At 69.7% G+C, this 14,395-nt stretch carries 12 protein-coding genes and 1 tRNA gene; 6 read left to right on the forward strand and 7 right to left on the reverse strand.

The genetic code is table 11. The annotated features are described in order from the left end of the window. Positions 1-17 precede the first annotated feature (17 nt). Genes FQ142_RS14525 through FQ142_RS14540 form a run of 4 tightly spaced genes read left to right on the forward strand, consistent with a single transcriptional unit; the run spans position 18 to position 4,333 of the window. Positions 18-1,346, forward strand: coding sequence for a Gfo/Idh/MocA family protein (locus FQ142_RS14525; RefSeq protein ID WP_149423866.1), 1,329 nt, complete (start codon positions 18-20; stop codon positions 1,344-1,346). Continuing rightward, positions 1,343-2,266, forward strand: a complete 924-nt coding sequence (locus tag FQ142_RS14530) for an NAD-dependent epimerase/dehydratase family protein (protein ID WP_149423867.1) — start codon at positions 1,343-1,345, stop codon at positions 2,264-2,266. The genes FQ142_RS14525 and FQ142_RS14530 overlap by 4 nt, the downstream gene beginning before the upstream one ends. 10 nt (positions 2,267-2,276) lie before the next feature. Next, positions 2,277-3,176, forward strand: coding sequence for a 5-dehydro-4-deoxyglucarate dehydratase (locus FQ142_RS14535; RefSeq protein WP_149423868.1), 900 nt, complete (start codon positions 2,277-2,279; stop codon positions 3,174-3,176). Then, positions 3,173-4,333, forward strand: a complete 1,161-nt coding sequence (locus FQ142_RS14540; RefSeq protein ID WP_262492165.1) for a mandelate racemase/muconate lactonizing enzyme family protein — start codon at positions 3,173-3,175, stop codon at positions 4,331-4,333. Before FQ142_RS14535 ends, FQ142_RS14540 begins: the two co-directional genes overlap by 4 nt. Before the next feature lie 55 nt (positions 4,334-4,388). Here FQ142_RS14540 and FQ142_RS14545 read toward each other — a convergent pair whose 3' ends face one another. Then, positions 4,389-6,677: a glycoside hydrolase family 3 C-terminal domain-containing protein gene (locus tag FQ142_RS14545; RefSeq protein ID WP_149423869.1), complete on the reverse strand. Its 2,289-nt coding sequence runs from the start codon at positions 6,675-6,677 to the stop codon at positions 4,389-4,391. Between the two features lie 93 nt (positions 6,678-6,770). Between FQ142_RS14545 and FQ142_RS14550 the strand changes: the two genes are divergently transcribed. Then, positions 6,771-7,352 carry a TetR/AcrR family transcriptional regulator gene (locus FQ142_RS14550; protein WP_149423870.1) on the forward strand — a complete coding sequence of 194 codons (582 nt, stop codon included), beginning with the start codon at positions 6,771-6,773 and terminating at the stop codon, positions 7,350-7,352. Positions 7,353-7,421: 69 nt separating this feature from the next. Here FQ142_RS14550 and FQ142_RS14555 read toward each other — a convergent pair whose 3' ends face one another. From FQ142_RS14555 to serS, 4 genes are all read right to left on the reverse strand, one after another. Next, the gene (locus FQ142_RS14555; RefSeq protein WP_188042416.1) at positions 7,422-8,669 is read right to left on the reverse strand and encodes an LCP family protein; all 1,248 of its coding nucleotides are present in this window, start codon (positions 8,667-8,669) and stop codon (positions 7,422-7,424) included. 52 nt (positions 8,670-8,721) lie between these two features. Continuing rightward, positions 8,722-8,806, reverse strand: a tRNA-Ser gene (locus FQ142_RS14560). A 41-nt stretch (positions 8,807-8,847) separates the two neighbouring features. Next, positions 8,848-9,669 (reverse strand): HAD family hydrolase, encoded by an 822-nt coding sequence (locus tag FQ142_RS14565; RefSeq protein ID WP_149423871.1) that lies wholly within the window; start codon positions 9,667-9,669, stop codon positions 8,848-8,850. Next, positions 9,666-10,949, reverse strand: coding sequence for a serine--tRNA ligase (gene serS, locus FQ142_RS14570; protein ID WP_056413014.1), 1,284 nt, complete (start codon positions 10,947-10,949; stop codon positions 9,666-9,668). The genes FQ142_RS14565 and serS overlap by 4 nt, the downstream gene beginning before the upstream one ends. 73 nt (positions 10,950-11,022) lie before the next feature. Here serS and FQ142_RS14575 point away from each other — a divergent pair, with 73 nt between their 5' ends. Next, a complete protein-coding gene (locus FQ142_RS14575) occupies positions 11,023-12,021 on the forward strand; it encodes a diacylglycerol/lipid kinase family protein (RefSeq protein ID WP_149423872.1) in 999 nt (332 codons plus the stop codon). A 36-nt stretch (positions 12,022-12,057) separates the two neighbouring features. Here the strand turns inward: FQ142_RS14575 and FQ142_RS14580 are convergent, their stop codons facing one another. Together FQ142_RS14580 and cls are read right to left on the reverse strand one after the other, a co-directional pair. Next, positions 12,058-12,795: a hypothetical protein gene (locus tag FQ142_RS14580; protein ID WP_149423873.1), complete on the reverse strand. Its 738-nt coding sequence runs from the start codon at positions 12,793-12,795 to the stop codon at positions 12,058-12,060. A gap of 50 nt (positions 12,796-12,845) precedes the next feature. Continuing rightward, positions 12,846-14,306, reverse strand: coding sequence for a cardiolipin synthase (cls, locus tag FQ142_RS14585; RefSeq protein WP_056413025.1), 1,461 nt, complete (start codon positions 14,304-14,306; stop codon positions 12,846-12,848). Positions 14,307-14,395 lie beyond the last annotated feature (89 nt).

The raw sequence follows: 14,395 nt of genomic DNA on the forward strand, positions 1-14,395 counted from the left end.
GATCGAAGAGGATCACCATGACGAAGACCCGCTACGCACTCGCCGGCGCCGGAGTCCGCGCACAGATGTACGTCGGAGCGATCCTCGGTGCGCACAGCGAGCGCGCCGAGCTCGTCGCGATCGTCGAGCCGAATCCGGTCCGCGCCGCCTACCACGCCGCCTGGATCAACGACGAGGGCGCACCCGCCCCTCGTCTCGCCGCTCCGGAGGAGCTCGAGAGTGTGATCCGCGACGAGCACGTCGACCGGGTGATCATCTGCGCGCGCGACGATCTGCACGCCGAGCTGATCGTCCGGTCGCTCGAGGCCGGCGCCGACGTCGTCGTCGAGAAGCCGCTCACGATCGACGCGGCGAGCGCGGCCCGCATCGAGGACGCGGTCGCACGCACCGGTCGCCAGGTCGTGCTCACGTTCAACTACCGATACTCGCCGCGCAACAGCGCGCTGCGCCAGGTGATCCAGGACGGCACGATCGGGGAGGTCACGTCGGTGGACTTCTCGTGGATGCTCGACACCAATCACGGCGCGGACTACTTCCGCCGCTGGCATCGCGAGAAGAAGAACTCCGGCGGGCTGCTCGTGCACAAGTCGAGTCACCACTTCGACCTCGTCAACTGGTGGATCCGCTCGCAGCCCACCCGCGTCTTCGCATCGGGCGGGCTGCGCTTCTACGGCGCCGACAATGCGGCGGCACGGGGGCTCGGCGCGCGTCCGGCCCGCGGCACCCACGACGACGGGGACCTCTTCGAGCTCGACCTGCGCACCGATGAGACGCTGACCGCCCTGTACCTCGACGCGGAGGAGCACGACGGGTATCGGCGCGACCTCGACGTCTTCAGCGAGGGGATCACGATCGAGGACAATCTCGCCCTCGTCGTGGACTACGCGTCGGGCGCGACGATGTCGTACTCGCTCAATGCCCACTCCCCCTGGGAGGGGTACCGCGTCGCCGTCAACGGCACGCTCGGGCGCGCCGAGCTCGAGGTGATCGAGCGCGGCGCCGTGCTCGCCGGCGAAGGGCTGCACCCGCACATCGACCCGAGCCTCGCCGGCGCCGACGGCACGACAGCGGTGCGCCCCGAGGGCGAACGGCTGCTCGTGCAGCGACACTGGGAAGAGGCCTACGAGGTGCCGATCCACGGCAGCGACGGCGGCCACGGCGGCGGCGACGAGCTGCTGCTGTCGGACGTCTTCGCGGGGCCGGGCGACGACCCGCTCGCGCGTCCGGCCGACTGGTCGGACGGCATCCGCTCGATCGCCGTCGGCATCGCCGGCAACCGCTCACTCGAGACGGGGCTGCCGGTGAAGGTCGACGAGCTGGGGATCGCCCTGCTGGCACGTCGATGAGGATCGTCGTCACCGGCGGATCCGGCCGACTCGGGCGCACGCTCGTGACGGGCCTCGCCGATGCCGGGCACGAGATCGTCTCGATCGACCGCCAGCCGACGGACGGCCTCGATCGCCCCGGGATCACCCAGTTCTCGCTCGATCTCACGGATGCCGTTGCCACGGCATCGGCACTCGCCGGGACGAAGGCCGACGCTCTCATCCACCTGGCAGCGATCGCGGTGCCGTTCAGCGCCCCGGAAGACGTCATTCTGCGCACCAACGGTGCCCTCGCGCAGTCGGTGCTCGGCGGAGCGGTGCGCGCCGGCATCCACCGGGTGGTCGCTGCGTCCAGCCCGACCCTGATCGGCTACGGCGCTCCACGCGGATGGACGCCGGAGCGACTTCCCCTCGATGAGGCTTCGCCCGCGGAGCCCTGGAACGCCTACGCCCTGTCGAAGCTGCTGATCGAGCAGACCGTCGACATGCTGCGGCGTCAGACCGGCGATGACGTGCGCTTCGCCTCGTTCCGCCCCTGCTACGTGATCGCCCCGGAAGAGTGGGCCGGCGCTCCGACGCAGCAGGGCCACACCGTGCTCGATCGACTGAACGACCCGGCGCTGTCGGCTCCCGCCCTGTTCAACTACGTCGACGCCCGAGACGTGGCAGGCTTCGCCCACACGCTGCTCGCCGCCCTCGACGACATCCCGAACGGCGAGGTCTTCTTCGTCGGCGCCGACGACGCGCTCGCCCGCCGCCCCCTGAGCGAGCTTCTGCCGCGGTTCCACCCCGGCACCGCGCACGCGGCCGCAGCCCTGACCGGCAGCGCCCCCGCCTTCTCGTCCGCCAAGGCCGCTCGCCTGCTCGGCTGGCACCCGACCCGCAGCTGGCGCACCGAGCTCGCCTCCTCGACCGCATCCGCCACCGCATCCGTCTCCTGAAAGGCGCGACATGGACTTCGATGGAATCCTCTTCTTCCCGGTGACCCCGTTCACCGCTGACGGCACGATCGACCACGAGCTGCTCGCCGCCCACGTCGCGACCGGCGTCGAGGCCGGAGCCGGCGGGGTGTTCCCCGCGTGCGGCACCGGCGAGTTCCACGCCCTGTCGGCGAGCGAGGCGGCCGCAGTCACGCGCACGGCGGTCATCGCTGTGGCCGGACGTGTGCCGGTGATCGCCGGTGCCGGTGGCCCGCTCGGCCACGCGATCGAGGTGGCGACGGCGGCAGCGGATGCCGGTGCCGACGGACTCCTCGTGCTGCCGCCCTATCTCGTCGGCGGCACCCAGGCGGGACTCACCGCCTACGTCGAGCAGATCGTCGAGGCAGCGAGCCTGCCCGTGATCATCTACCACCGCGGGAGCGCGCAGTACTCGGTCGAGACAGTGCGCCGACTCGTCGCGAACCCGAAGGTTGTGGGTTTCAAGGACGGCACCGGCGACATCGGCACGATGCAGCTGATCGTCCGCGCCGTCGCCGAGGAGGGCCGGTCGGACTTCGCCTTCTTCAACGGGCTGCTCACGGCCGAGCTCACGCAGGGCGCGTATCGCGGTATCGGCGTTCCCCTCTATTCGTCAGCCGCCTTCGCCATGGCGCCCGACGTGGCGAACGCCTACCACCGCGCCTACGCCGAGGGAGACGAGGCCCGGCGCCTCGCCCTGCTCGACGGCTTCTATCGACCTCTCGTCGAGCTGCGCGACGAGACCCCCGGCTTCGGGGTCTCCCTGATCAAGGCCGGGCTGCGGCTCTCCGGCCTCGCGGTCGGGTCGGTGCGCGCACCGCTCGTCGACCCGACGCCTGCCCAGGAGGCGCGCCTCGCCGAGATCCTCGCGGCGGGACGCGCGCTGCTGTGACCACGATCCGGAGTCTGACGACGCGTCTGCAGCGAGTGCCGTTGACGCGCCCGTGGGGCGAGGAGGTCACCTCCGTCGGCATCGTCGCCACCCACGTCGTCCGCTCGGACGGCGCGGAGGGGTGGGGGTTCGCGTGGACTCCCCAGATCGGGGCGTCCGCCGTGCAGGCGCTGCTCGAACGCGACATCGCCCCCGCGTCCGTCGGTCGATCGGCGGTTCCGGGCGAGGCCTGGCAAGACCTGTGGGAACATCTGCACGAGGCCGGCGGCGGAGGCGTCACGACGATCGCGCTGGCAGGGCTCGATCTCGCGCTGTGGGATGCCGAGGCGCGGTCGGCAGGCACCACGGTGTCCGGACTGATCGGCCGACGCCGCGAACGCGTGCGCGCCTACGGCTCCGGGGTGAACCTGCACTATCCGCTCGACGAACTGCTCGCCCAGGTGCAGCGATGGGTCGATGCCGGCTTCGATGCCGTCAAGATCAAGGTCGGCAGACCGGACCTCGCCGAAGACCTCGAGCGCGTCGCCGCGGTGCGCGAGGTGCTCGGTCCTGACCGTGCGCTGATGATCGATGCGAACCAGCGATGGGATCTGACCGCAGCGACGACCGCCATCGAGGCGCTGTCGCGCCACGACCTCACCTGGGTCGAAGAACCGCTGCGCGCCGACGACCTCGCCGGTCACACCGAGCTCGCACGGCGCATCGACGTGCCGCTCGCCGTCGGCGAGAACCTGCACACGCTGCACCGCGTCGACGACTTCCTCCGAGCCGGCGCGGCACAGATCGTGCAGCCCAACATCGTGCGCGTCGGCGGCATCACCCCGTTCCTGCGCATCGCCGAGCTGGCGGCGTCGCACGGGGCGACCCTGCATCCGCATCTGCTGCCCGAGCTCTCCGGACAACTCGCCCTGACCCTGCCCGACACGGGAGCCGAGCTGTGGGTCGAAGATGTCGAGGATGCCGGGTTCGCCGCCCTCGGCGCCCTCGTCGACTCCTCGCCGGTGCGCATCGCCGACGGATATCTCACCGAGAACGCCCACCCGGGCCTGGGCCTCCGCTTCGCGCCGCTGCTCGGCGCCGACCCGTCCCAGCCGTCCGAGCCGTTCGAGCCGTTCGAGCCGTTCGACCCGTCCCAGCCTTCCGCGCCGACCGCGTGACGACGCCCCTCTCCGTCCGAGGATGGAGAGGGGCGTCCTGTCGCGGGGCCGAGGGTCAGGCCTGCGAGGCGACCTGCGCGTTCGCCCCGTCCAGCAGCTGCTCGATCTGCTCGTAGGTGACATCGACCCCGGGGAACCCGATCAGGCGTCCGATCGGGAACGACGCCATCATCTTCTCCATCGCCTCGTCGTTCGGCATCATCGATGCCGCCGAGGAGTCCGCGCCGCTCAACCCGCCCATCAGGCCTCCGAGCGCCCCCATCACGATCGGCCCGGCCACCGGGTGCGCGACGACGTCACCGATCGACGAAGCCATCGTCAGCGGCAGCACGACGACGTCGCCCTCGACCTCGACGGTCGTGGACGAACGGATGTCACGGCTCGATGCGGCGACCTCGATGCGATATGTGCCCGGCTCCACGATCCAGCGGTCGACGCGGACGTCCCAGTACGCCAGGTCCGCACGAGCGACGACGAGCTCGACGGCCGCGGTCTGCCCTGCCGCGATCGCGACGGACGAGAACGCCTTGAGCTCGCGAGGAGCCCGCTGCACGGCGGACGCCACGGGAGCGACGTAGACCTGGACGATCTCGCGCCCGTCGCGGGATCCGGTGTTGGTGACGTCGACCGTGACCACGAGGTCGCCGTCGGACGTCGTCGAGACCTCGGCGTCGCCGTACGAGAACGTCGTGTACGAGAGCCCGTGGCCGAACGGGAAGGTGACGTCGAGCCCCTTCGCGTCGTACCAGCGGTAGCCGACGAGCACGCCCTCGCCGTAGCGGACATGGCCGAACTCGCCGGGGAAGTTGCCGAATGACGGGTTGTCCTCGAGCCGCACCGGCACCGTCTCGGTGAGCTTGCCCGACGGGCTCACCGTGCCGAACAGCACGTCGGCGACCGCGCCGCCACCGGCCTGTCCCAGCAGCCAGGTCTCGAGGATCGCCGGAACGCGGTCGGCGAACGGCAGCGCGACCACACCGCCGTTGGAGAGGACGACGACGGTCGCCGGGTTCGCCTCGATCACGGCATCCAGCACCGCGAGCTGCGCGGCCGGAAGGTGGATGTGCTCGCGGTCGAAGCCCTCGGACTCCTCGGCGGCCGGGAGTCCGAGGAAGACGACGGCGACGTCGGCGGCCGAGGCCGCGGCCACCGCCTCATCGCGCAGGTCCTCGGCGGTGCGACCGGATGCCGCGATCGCCCCGCCCTCGACGCCGAAGCCCGCCGCATATGACACGGTGTCGCCCGCGACGGCACGCAGCTCGTCGAGCGCCCTGTCGACCCTGGTCGGGTTGATCAGCGACGACCCGGCGCCCTGGAACCGCGGCTCCGTGGCGAAGGCGCCGATCACGGCGATGCGCGTGCTCGGGTCGAGCGGCAGCAGGTCGTCGTCGTTCTTCAACAGCACGATCGACCGCCCGGCGGCCTCTCGCGCGAGCTCGTGGTGCGCCTCGACGTCGAGCGGTCCCGAGACCGAGGGTCGCTGCGCGGCCTTGCGCACCAGGTCGATCGCGCGATCCGCCGCGGTGTCGAGCACGCTCTCCGACAGCTCACCTGCGCGGACGGCCGCGACGAGCTGCGCGTCGGTGCGACCTCCGGAGGACGGCATCTCGAGATCGAGCCCTGCGGCGACGCCCGCGACGCGATCGTTGACCGCGCCCCAGTCGGAGACGACGAGACCGTCGAAGCCCCAGTCCTCGCGCAGGACGCGGGTGAGCAGCCACGGGTCCTCCGAGGCGTACACGCCGTTGATCCGGTTGTAGGAGCACATGACCGTCCACGGCTGCGCCTCCGTGACGACCCGCTCGAACCCGCGGAGGTAGATCTCGTGCAGCGGACGCGGATCGATGTCGGAGCTCGCGCGCATGCGATCGAACTCCTGGTTGTTGGCGGCGAAGTGCTTGAGCGAGGTGCCGACGCCCTGCGACTGCACGCCGCGCACCGAGGCGGCCCCGAGGATGCCGGAGACGAGGGGGTCCTCGGAGAAGTACTCGAAGTTGCGACCGCACAGCGGTGAGCGCTTGATGTTGATGCCGGGGCCGAGCACGACCGCCACGTCCTCGATCGCCGCCTCGATGCCGATGGCCGCGCCGACCCGCTCGATGATCTGCGGATCGAAGGTCGACCCGATCCCCACGGCGGGAGGGAAGCAGGTCGCCGGCACGCTGCTGGAGAGGCCGAGGTGATCGGTGCCACCCGCCTGCTTGCGCAGCCCGTGGGGACCGTCGGTCATCATGATCGACGGGAGCCCGATCCGATCTATCGCCTTCGTGGTCCAGAAGTCGGCGCCGCTGGTGAGCGAGGCCTTCTCGTCGAGCGTGAGGTCGGAGGCCGAGGGCTCGGTCATGGTGTTCCTTTCGCAGGAGACAGCAGTGTCTTGCGAAAACTATATGCGAGTAGGTATTGGATTTCAAACGTCATTCAGGATTAGTCTCGGAGGATGGCACGACGAGGTTCATACGCGAAGGGCGTCGCCAGACGCGAGGAGATCCTCGAGAGCGCTCTCGACGTCATCGGACGCCGCGGGTATCAGAACGCCTCTCTCAAGCAGATCGCCGAGGTCGTCGGCGTCACCCCCGCCGCTCTCCTGCACTACTTCGGCAGCAAGGAGGAGCTCTTCACCGCCGTGCTCCGCACACGCGACGAGCACGACGGGATGGATCCGGGATCCCTTCCCCCCGATCAGGCGAAGTCCGCGTTCATCGACGTCATCCGCCGCAACGCCGAGGTCCCCGGGGTGGTCGAGCTCTTCTCCCGACTGGCCGTCGACGCCGCCGACCCCGAGCATCCCGCGCATCGGTACTTCCTGGAGCGCAGCGCGAAGATCCGCGAGAGCATCGCCGGCGCCTTCGAGGAGGACCCCGAGCGTCACCGGACGCTCGATCCGGAGTCGATGGCGCGGGTGATCCAGGCGGTCGCCGACGGACTTCAGCTGCAGTGGATGATCGACCCCGACGTCGACATGCCCGGGATCATCGAGGGCCTGATGGACGTCCTCTACCCGCCCAGGCCTGACGCCTGACCCCAGGCCCGACGCCTGGCCCCTGCCGACGCCTGACCCCTACCGGGTCGAGACCTCCACCGGGGACGGTCAGCGCACGTTGCCGTTCGAGCAGGTCTGCTGGGCCGCCGAGTTGCCCTTGATCGAATCCGGCAGCGCCACGACGTTCTCGGAGGTGGCCGAGGGATCGGGCGTCTCGGTGCCGCCCTCGACCGGCGCCCCCGTCTCGGGATCGGTGAGGATGACGCCGTCGTTCTCGGTGTTCTGGTGCGTCACCTGCAGCTGGGCGTTCGCGTTGATCGCGTCCCACATCTCGGCCGCCGCGGACTGGTTCGCCACGACCTTGTTCGGGTTCTCCGAGTCGGTGTTCGTCGGGTACTGCAGGAACACGATGTCCTCGAACGGCACCGACTTCACCGCGAGAGCGATCTGCACGATCTTCACCGGATCGGCGAGCGACGTGCTCGTCGTGAGGTTGCGGATTCCCGTGTTTGCGAGCCTGAGCATCGTCGGCACGTTGCCCAGCGTCTCGCTGCTGATCAGCTTTCGCGCGAGGCTCGACATGTACTGCTGCTGGTTGCCGATCCGGCCGAGGTCGCTGCCGTCGCCGACGCCGTGTCGCGTGCGCAGGAACTGCAGCGCCTCGAGACCCTGGATGGTCCGCGTGCCGGCCGGCAGATCGAGGCCCGTGTGGCGGTCCTTGATCGGGTTGGCGAGGCACACCTCGACGCCGCCGATCGCGTTGGTGATCTCGATCACGCCGCCGAAGGTCACCGAGGCCGCGAACTGGATCTCCTGGCCGGTGAGCTTGGTGATCGTCTGCGCGACGCAGTTGAGTCCGCCGTCGGTGTAGGCCACGTTCAACGGCTGCTTGCTCATCGCGGAGTGGACGTTGCCCTCGACATCCTCGCACTCGGGGATCGCGAGCATCAGGTCGCGCGGGAAGCTGACGACGGTGACGCGGCGGGGCTCCTGCGAGACATGGACGAGCAGGTTCACGTCGTTGAGAGTGCCCCCGGAGTCCTTCCCGCTGCACCGATCGCCGAAGTAGGCCGCGTACGCCTCCTCGCAGGTGTCGACACCGGTCAGGAGAAGGTTGAAGCCCTCCTTGTACTCGCCGATGTCCGGCGGCACCTCGCTCTTCGTGTCGAGCTCGACCGCGTTGGCCGTGACCGTGCTGGAGAGGTCGTAGACCACGTAGCCCGCGACGCCGAAGCCGCTGACCAGGACCACGGCGAGGCCGATCGCGATGAACTTGAGGAGCTGGTTGAGCGGTCCTGGCGTGTGCAGCTGACCGTGGCGCGCGATCGTGCGACGGCGTCGGGCGGTAGGACTCACTCGGGGCCTTTCGGTTCAGCGTGCGGTGCGGGGGACACCGTGCCCAGTACAGCGGAGGGTGTGGGATTCGAACCCACGAGACATCTCTGCCCACTGGTTTTCAAGACCAGCTCCATCGGCCGCTCGGACAACCCTCCCGACAGACGAATCTGCCGACAAGCCGTGAGTCTAGCCGAACCTATTCTCCCGCGCTGACCTGGGCGGTCGCTGGAAGCGTGTCGAGTGCGGTCGCCAGCCCGCCGTCCTCGACGTCGTCGGTGACCTCCCCCGCGGCGTCCTTGACCTCGTCGGGGGCCTGCCCCATGGCCACCGCCCGTCCGCCGATCCCTCGCGCCCAGCCGAACATCCCGATGTCGTTGCGGCCGTCTCCGGCGACGAGCACCCGTTCGCGGTCCATGCCGAGTTCGATGCGAACCCGCTCGAGCGCGGTGCCCTTGTCGACCCCCTGGGGTGCGATGTCGAGCCACGCCGTCCAGCCGATCGCGTACGAGACCTCGTTCAGACCGGCGTCGGAGACGAGGCGGTGGAAGTCCTCCTCGTCATGCCCGGGAGACACCACGACGATGCGCGAGACGGGCTCGGCGGCGAGCTCCTCGAAGTCGACCTGGCGTCCGCCGTCGAGCGTCCAGTCGTCGAGCTGGGCGGTGTACAGGCGCAGTCCCGAGCCCAGCTCGACCATGTACCGGGCTTCGGGCAGGCGGTCCCGCAGCAGCGCGAGCACGGGCGACGGATCGAAGGTCTCGATGTGCCAGCGTTCCCAGTCGTCGCCGACCCGACGCATGGTGACCGCTCCGTTGGAGCAGACGACGAACTCCGGGGTGAGGCCGAGCTGCTCGACCCACCTCCGTGTCGCCATCCAGCTGCGCCCGGTCGCGATGGTCACCTCGTGACCGGCGTCACGCAGGCGGGCGACGGCCTCGGGCACGCCGGGGCTCATCGACTCGTCCTGCAGCAGGATGGTGCCGTCGACGTCGAGCCCGACCAGCCAGGGGGCGGTCACGCCTCAGGCTCCAGCACCTCGAGGCCGCCGAGGTACGGTCGCAGCACCTCCGGCACCCGCACGGATCCGTCGGCCTGCTGGTGCGTCTCGAGCAGCGCGACGATCCAGCGCGTGGTCGCGAGCGTGCCGTTCAGGGTCGCCACGGGCTGCGTCTTGGACTGCACGCCCTCGACCGCCTCGGGGCGGTGGCGGATGTCGAGACGACGCGCCTGGTAGGTCGTGCAGTTGGAGGTCGAGGTCAGCTCGCGGAACGCTCCCTGGGTGGGCACCCACGCCTCGATGTCGTACTTGCGCGCGGCGCTGGACCCCAGGTCTCCTGCGGCGACGTCGATGACGCGGTAGGCGAGGCCGAGCGAGGTCAGCATCTCCTCCTGCAGGGCGACGAGGCGCAGGTGCTCCGCCTCCGCCTCCTCGGGGGTCGTGTAGACGAACATCTCGAGCTTGTTGAACTGGTGCACGCGGATGATCCCGCGGGTGTCCTTGCCGTGCGACCCCGCCTCGCGCCGGTAGCACGTCGACCAGCCCGCGTAGCGCAGCGCTCCCTTGCCGAGGTCGAGGATCTCGTCCTTGTGGTACCCGGCGAGCGCGACCTCGCTGGTGCCGACGAGGTAGAGGTCGTCGTCCTTGTCGAGGTGATAGACCTCGTCGGCGTGCTCGCCGAGGAACCCGGTGCCCTGCATGATCTCGGGCCGCACGAGCGTGGGCGTGATCAGCGGCACGAAGTCGTTCTGCAGCGCCTTGTCGAGCGCGAGGTTCATCAGGGCGATCTCGAGGCGCGCGCCGATGCCGCGGAGGAAGTAGAAGCGCGCACCCGACACCTTCGCGCCGCGCTCCATGTCGATCGCACCGAGGATCTCCCCGAGCTCGAGGTGGTCGCGGGGTTCGAAGTCGAAGGCCGGGGGCTCCCCCACCGTCCGCAGTTCCACGAAGTCGGCTTCGCCTCCGGCGGGCACGCCGTCGATCACGACGTTCTCGATGCGGGCGAGTGCGACGGATGCCGCTTCCGACGCCTCGTTGGCGGCCTGCTGGGCGTGCTTGACGCGCTCGGCGAGGTCCTTGACCTGGGCGACGAGGGCCGCCTTCTCGTCCTTGGGCGCCTTCGCGACCCGCTTGCCGAACGCGTTCTGCTCGGCTCGCAGCTCCTCGAAGGCGGCGAGGGCCGCACGACGCGATCGGTCCGCCTCGAGTGCGATGTCGACGGTGCCCTGGTCGTTGCCACGGGCGGCCTGAGAGCGGCGGACGATCTCCGGGTTGTCGCGGAGGAGTGCGAGGTCGATCATCCACCAAGTCTATGGTGCGGGCGGGCCTCGGCCCGCGGCGGGACGGGGCGGATGCCGGGGCTAGAGTAGCGCCATGACCACGAGCGCCACCGGCCGACGCCAGGCGGCACTCGTCTACAACCCGATCAAGGTCGACGAGAAGCATCTGCGCGCACGGGTGCGCGATCTGTCCCGCGAGGCGGGATGGGAGCATCCGGCCTTCTATCCGACGACCGTCGACGACGCGGGGCAGCAGGCGACCTCGCAGGCGCTGGAGCGCGACGTCGACGTCGTGCTCGTCGCCGGGGGCGACGGCACCGTGCGTGCGGTCTCCGAAGCCATCGCCGGCTCAGGGGTGCCGCTGGCGATCCTGCCCAGCGGCACGGGCAACCTGCTCGCGCGCAACCTCGGACTCCCCCTGTCCGACCCCGACGAGATGATCCGCGCCGCCCTCGGCGACTTCCGCCACGCCATCGACATCGGCTGGGCGCGTCTGACGCGGGCGGACGGCACGCACGAGGAGCACGCCTTCGTCGTCCTGGCTGGGATCGGGCTGGACGCCGACATGATCGCCAACACCCGGCCCGACCTGAAGAAGACGGTCGGATGGATCGCCTATGTCGACGGCGCGGCGCGTTCGCTGGTGACGGCCGAGCCGTTCCGCGCCGTGTTCCAGGTCGACGACGGGCGCCTGCACTCGACCAAGGTGCACAGCATCCTGTTCGCGAACTGCGGCACCCTGCCCGCCGGGATCGCGCTGATCCCCGACGCATCGATCACCGATGCCGTGCTCGATGTCGCCGTGATCCAGCCGACGGGCGTGCTCGGCTGGCTCGGGGTGTGGCGCAAGATCTGGTGGGACAATTCGGTGCTGCGACGCTCGCGCGCCGGACGACGCGTCCTCGAGCGCCGGGGCAGGGACGCCTCCGTGCACTACTTCCGCGGCGTGGCGGCCGAGGCCGCGGCATCCGCCCCCACCCCGATCGAACTCGACGGCGACGAGTTCGGCACCGCCGTACGCATCACGTGCCGGGTGGATCCTCGGGCGCTGCTGCTGGCGCTGCCCGCCGACCACCCCGTCGCGGGCCTCTGACGCACACCGCAGGACCCGGGGCCGCGGGTCAGCGTGTCAGCCGCGGACGTCGACCGTCCCGTCGAGGCCGCCGCCGACCAGCGTGAGGGTGAAGGCGTCGTCGTCCACCGCGTCGTCGCCGAGCTCGATCAGGGTCGCCCGGGGAGCCATGTCCATCGTGCAGACCTGCTGATCGTCGGTGACGAAGGTCGCCGTGCCGGTCGACCCCGCCGCCTCGACGCTCTCGACGACCGGAGCGCAGCTCGACGATCCCCAGGTGAGCAGGACGAGCGTTCCGTCGTCGACCCATCCCGCGCTGGGCAGGTACTCGGTCGACGATCCCGGCGTACCGCTGAACGAGGGGTCCCCGTCGAGATCGACGTCGTCACGAAGATCCCCGTAGGCGACCTGCAGGGTGATCTCCTTCGTCGGGTCGACGCCCTCGGGAAGAGCTCCGATACTCGCGCGCGGAGCCAGGTCGGCGGTGCAGACCCGGTCGCCGTCGTCGGCCGGGTCGACCAGCGTCACCGAGACGGTCTGCCCGTCTGCATCGACCTGATCCACCTGCGGCACGCACGTCGACGATCCCCTCGTGACGACGGCGAACAGGCGCCCGTCATCGAGCAGCGTCCCCTCCAGGTCGTCGGAGTCGCCGGAGCTCTGCCCCGGACCGTTCGACGGGTCGCCGGTGGACTCCGGAGCCGTGCCGACGGGTCCGGACGCACACCCCGCGAGGAGCACGGCGACGGCGAACGAGGACACGGCGGCGGCGAGGAGACGCGTGGAGAAGGCCATACGTCCAGGGTAGCCTCGGCGCCCGATCTCGGGCAGGCACCCTGATCTCGCTACTGCAGCGCGGAGGTGAGCCGGGCGAGGTTGTCGAGCACGGTCGAGCGCAGCGGCTGCTGCATCCACTCGTCGAGGGTCAGCTCTCGGCTGAGCGACCGGTATCCGTCCTCGACCGCGCGCATCTCGGCGACGAACTCCTCGCCCCGCACCAGCATCGAGACCTCGAGGTTCAGACCGAACGAGCGCATGTCCATGTTGCTCGACCCGATGACCGCGACCTGGTCGTCGATGGTCAGACTCTTCGTGTGCAAGATGTAGGGCTTGGGGTACATCCGGATGCGCACCCCGGCTTTCAGCAGCACCTCGTAGTAGCTGCGCTGGGCGTGATAGACCATCGCCTGGTCGCCCTCCTCCGAGACGAAGAGCTCGACCTGCACACCGCGGTCGACCGCGGCGGTCACGGCCAACAGCAGCGCCTCGTCGGGCACGAAGTACGGGCTGACGATCATGATCTTCTCTTTGGCCGCGTACAGCAGCCCGAGGAAGAGGCGCAGATTGTTCTCGACCTCGAAGCCGGGTCCGGAGGGCACCACCTGGCAGTCGAGGTCGCCCGACCCCGTCTCGGCATGCGCGATGTCGATCTCCTGCAGGATCTCGTCGGTCTCGCTGTACCAGTCGCTCAGGAAGATCGCGTTGACGCTCAGCACGACCGGACCGTCGATGCGGACCATCAGGTCGACCCAGTGCAGACCGCGCTTGATGTTCTTCGGGAGGTTGTAGGTCGAGTCGGTGACGTTCTGCGATCCGAGGAAGGCGACCTTGCCGTCGACGACGAGCAGCTTGCGGTGATTGCGCAGGTCGGGCCGCTGCATGCGCCCCTTGAACGGCTGCACGGGGAGCATCAGGTGCCAGTGCGCACCCATGCGGTCCAGACGCGAGATCGTCGCCCGGTACTTCGGTTTCCAGCGATTCGCCCAGTGGTCCAGCAGCACGCGGACATGCACTCCGCGTTCGGCGACCTCCTCCATCGCTCGGAAGAAGTTGTCGGTCGACGCGTCGGACTGCAGGATGTAGAACTCGATGTGCACGTAGTCCTCGGCCTTGCGGATCTCGTCGGCCATCGCATCGAGCGACTCCTGGTAGTCCGAGATCAGGTGCGCACCGTTGTCTCCCGAGATGGGCAGTGCGCCGAGGCGGTGGTTCATCTCGACCAGCGGCGGGAACCAGCTCGGGGCGTCGGGGCGCAGGGTTCCGAAGTGCAGGTGCTCGCTCGTGTCGGCGATGTACTCGTTGATCTGGTCCTGCTTGCGGCGGCGCACGCGCGGCAGACGCGGATTCCCGATCAGCAGGAACAGGAAGACGCCGACGAACGGGATGAAGAAGACGGCGAGCAGCCAGGCCATCGCGGCGGTGGGGCGGCGGTTCCTCGGGATGACGATGATCGCCGTGATGCGGATCGCCAGGTCGAGCGCCAGCAGGAAGGCGGCGATCCACCATGCCAAGGTTTCCGGCGTCATGCCTCGTCCTCCCGACGGGTCGGCACCTCGACGGCATACGCCTCAGTGGGCACCAGCGGTGCTCTGGCTACACAGTAGCCGATGGTCCG

This window comes from Microbacterium sp. ANT_H45B (genome assembly GCF_008369345.1).
In the GTDB taxonomy this organism is placed as follows: domain Bacteria; phylum Actinomycetota; class Actinomycetes; order Actinomycetales; family Microbacteriaceae; genus Microbacterium.